Here is a 2,031-nt window from a genome sequence, read left to right as displayed (position 1 = left end):
CAGGCGCACATGCCCCAGGAGCTGGCGCAGCTCATGGCGGGCAGCGTGGGCCGGTTGCAGGCCGAGAGACAAGCCCAGGCGAAAGCCAACCCGCTGACCATCCGGCATTACCTGTGCGATCACCTGGGCACGCCGATCGGGCTGGTGGATGGCAACGGGGAGAAAGCAGGGCAAGTGACCTGGGCGGCCAGCTATGGGGCTTGGGGGGAGGTGCAGGAGGAATACAACCCGCAACGGATCGAGCAGAACATCCGATTCCAGGGCCAGCAGCTGGATGTCGAGACGGGGCTGCATTACAACCGGTTCCGGTACTACGACCCGACCATTGGGCAGTACGTCTCACAGGATCCGATTGGGCTTAATGGAGGGATTAATAAATCCAGTTATCCAATCAATCCGATGAATTGGGTAGATCCAATGGGACTTGATCCGATGTCCGGCCCTAAAGGACCAGATATTGGACATGCCAAAGGCTGGTATGACAAAATCAAAGATATGCTTGATTTTAAAGAAAATATTGAAGAAGGTCGAAAAATCAGAAGCGATAAAAATAAATTAATGTGTCAGGCAGAAAAGGAATTGAACGAAAAAATAGAAAATAACCAAATAACTCCAGAGGCTGCGAAGGCCGCGTTGGCTGCTAAAGAGGTGGCAACAAATGCAGCGGGACCAGTCTCGGAAGTATTTCAGATAGTCGTGGAAAAAGATTTCATCTCTGGCACTGCGAAAGCATATGGATTCATTTCTGAAGGAGGCAAAAACTGCGCCGCTGTGCTAACACCAAATTCTTCTGTCCCTGTAGTTGATTTTTTTAAAAAATAATCATGAAATATATTGCAATTGCTTTGTTTGTTTCTCCGTTTATTCCGTTGCTGGCTGTTTTGTTATTTTATTTTTATGACCCTAGCCTTATGGGTGCTGCATATTCCAATTCGGTTGGGGGTTACACCCCCATTGTGCAGATGTTCTTAATATTTTTGATGGTTGCGAGGACCCCTTTTTATTTAACTAACGCTTTGCAGCTAAGAAATATTTTTGCCAAATGGATATCAATGCTGTTTGGTTGTTTTTTCTTGCTTCTCAATCCATTTGCTGAATTTTTAAAGAAAATCTCTCTTCTTATCTATCCATATGGAAATTCTAATTATCTGAATGGATTGAGTTATTTTGATTATGAGTTGTATTTGAAATTATTTTGGAGGGATGTTGTTGGGATGACTCTTATTCTTCTTTTTCCTTTGATTTTTGCTATTTTTTCTTTTTTTATTGTTGGAAAATTGGAAAATATTGTTACGTCTATTCGTTTAAAAAAACGTGTTAATAAGTGATTTGTAAAGCATAAGATATCGGGCAGTTTTCTGATTTCTATAGGGCTGCCCTAAAAGTGTTGAGTAATGGGGTCGCTGGGGAAACTATGAAAAGATTAATAATCTCATTATTTTTAACAACTTGTGCCATTGTGGCGCTCGCTAACTCTGATGTGAAAAATCAAACTATAACGATTGATGATCAGGGTTATGCTTTGCCTATAGGGTGCACTTCTTTAGAAGAAAAGCGATATCGTTTTAGATGTATTCTCTCTACCGGGGAAGATGTAGCGCTTGGCATAGATAAAAATTCAAATTTTGAAAAAATAATTAACGCGCCAAACGATAAAGATGGTGTTTTGGATAGAAACGTTGAAAAAACATCTTATGGATACTATGTGAAATATATTTCCAGGAAAAATGGCAATCAATATAATTTCATTTATCTAAAAAATAAAAAGATCACTATTTTTGGTGGGGATCTGAAACTCGTTTATTTTTTTTCCATGCTCGTTGATGGAAATAAGCTAAACGATTAGGCGCTGACTGTCGAGACCAAACGGCCGTAATTGCCCGCCAGAATTGCACTACGCCTTCCGCCGGCGCTTGAGCAAGACAGGTCCGCCAAGGGCACCGAGGAAACCACCCACTACGGCTGGGATGCGGACCGGCTGGTGCACACCGAAGATAGCCAGGGCCTGCGGCACACCGTGTACGAGCCGGG

General features: G+C 42.9%; 3 protein-coding genes. All 3 read left to right on the top strand.

Annotated elements, in window-relative coordinates; all coding sequences use genetic code 11:
* On the top strand, nucleotides 1–822 hold an 822-nt coding region (locus tag BLT03_RS25055; protein ID WP_175537860.1), incomplete at its 5' end, for an RHS repeat domain-containing protein.
* Nucleotides 823–824: 2 nt separating this feature from the next.
* On the top strand, nucleotides 825–1,328 hold the full coding sequence (locus BLT03_RS24300; protein ID WP_139160540.1) for a hypothetical protein: 504 nt from the start codon (nucleotides 825–827) through the stop codon (nucleotides 1,326–1,328).
* A gap of 86 nt (nucleotides 1,329–1,414) precedes the next feature.
* The gene (locus BLT03_RS24295) at nucleotides 1,415–1,846 is read left to right on the top strand and encodes a hypothetical protein (RefSeq protein ID WP_175537859.1); all 432 of its coding nucleotides are present in this window, start codon (nucleotides 1,415–1,417) and stop codon (nucleotides 1,844–1,846) included.
* Nucleotides 1,847–2,031 lie beyond the last annotated feature (185 nt).

It is taken from the genome of Paracidovorax valerianellae (assembly GCF_900102625.1).
In the GTDB taxonomy this organism is placed as follows: domain Bacteria; phylum Pseudomonadota; class Gammaproteobacteria; order Burkholderiales; family Burkholderiaceae_C; genus Paracidovorax; species Paracidovorax valerianellae.
This window is presented reverse-complemented; position numbering and strand designations above follow the sequence as displayed.

What these genes read in the sequence shown, in the direction of transcription:
- BLT03_RS24300 (WP_139160540.1), top strand. Translation starts at nt 825, where the DNA reads ATGAAATATATTGCAATTGCTTTGTTTGTTTCTCCGTTTATTCCGTTG.
- BLT03_RS24295 (WP_175537859.1), top strand. Translation starts at nt 1,415, where the DNA reads ATGAAAAGATTAATAATCTCATTATTTTTAACAACTTGTGCCATTGTG.